At 50.4% G+C, this 1,284-nt stretch carries 1 protein-coding gene; it reads left to right on the plus strand.

Translation table 11 applies throughout. The annotated features are described in order from the left end of the window. A partial coding sequence (locus CZ809_RS20585; protein ID WP_144396225.1) for an Ig-like domain-containing protein occupies positions 1-1,284 on the plus strand: 1,284 nt, incomplete at both ends.

Here is a 1,284-nt window from a genome sequence, read left to right on the forward strand (position 1 = left end):
CTACTGCGACAGATGATCATATTTACAACATTGATACTGACATTGCGGCAACGATCACTATTACCTCGATTGCTACCGATGGTGTTATCAACGCAGATGAAGCGCACAGCAAAGTCCCGGTCACGGGGACCGTGGGCGCAGATGTTAAAGTCGGCGATACCGTTACGGTCGTTGTTGATGGTCAAACCGTGGGCACCACAAAAGTTGTGGAGCAGGACGGCAAGTTAACGTGGACGGCAGAAGTTGAGGGCAGTGTTTTAGACGGTGCGACGGCTGATAGTGTGACGGCAACCGTCACCACCACGGATGAGGCGGGTAACAGTGCCACGGCGACGGACGATCACCCTTACAACATTGATACTGACATTGCGGCAGCGATCACTATTACCTCGATTGCTACCGATGATAATGTAACCGGACCTGATTCTGAACAGTCCCAAGCGATCATCGGTACGGTTGGCGGCGATGTGAAAGCGGGCGATTGGGTAACAGTGACCCTTGATGGTAAAACGTTAGGCACCGCCGAAGTACAAGCGGATAAGTCATGGCGTTTGTCTGTTGATGGCAAGGTCTTGTTGGATGCGAATTCGGATCATGTTGGCGCAACAGTGACCACCACTGATACCGCAGGTAACAGCAAAACCGCCACGGCTGAGCATAATTATACGGTGGATGTTAACGCGACTATCGACATTGATAAGATCACTGGCGATAACGAGATCACTCAACAAGAAGGTCATCAGCAGAGCATTGCGATCACCGGTACGGTTGGCGGTCAGGTGCAAGTGGGTGACAAGGTCGTGGTAACGATTAATGGCACCGATTACAACACCCAGGTTGAGGCGGGTAACACATGGTCAGTGAATGTCACGGGCAAGGATGTGTTGCATGCAGATAAAGCCACTGCCACAGTCACAACGTCATACAGTTCACATAATGACACCGCAAACAGTGAAGAAAATTATCAGGTTGGCATCAATGCGGGTGTCACCATCACCACCATTGGTGGTGACAATGTAATCAATGAGAATGAGTCCCACGGCAAAGTGCCTGTAACCGGTACCGTTGGTGGTGATGTCAAAGTTGGCGATACCGTTACGATCACTGTAGATGGTAAAGCGGTAGGTACGGCCACAGTAGAAAATCACAATGGCAAGTTAACGTGGACGGCTGAGGTTGACGGCAGCGTATTAGATAACGCTACCACCGATAATGTCACCGCCACCGTGACAACTCATGATGAAGCAGGTCATAGCGCTACTGCGACAGATGATCATATTTACA

Origin of the sequence: Photobacterium piscicola (assembly GCF_900166965.1) — a bacterium.
GTDB lineage: Bacteria > Pseudomonadota > Gammaproteobacteria > Enterobacterales > Vibrionaceae > Photobacterium > Photobacterium piscicola.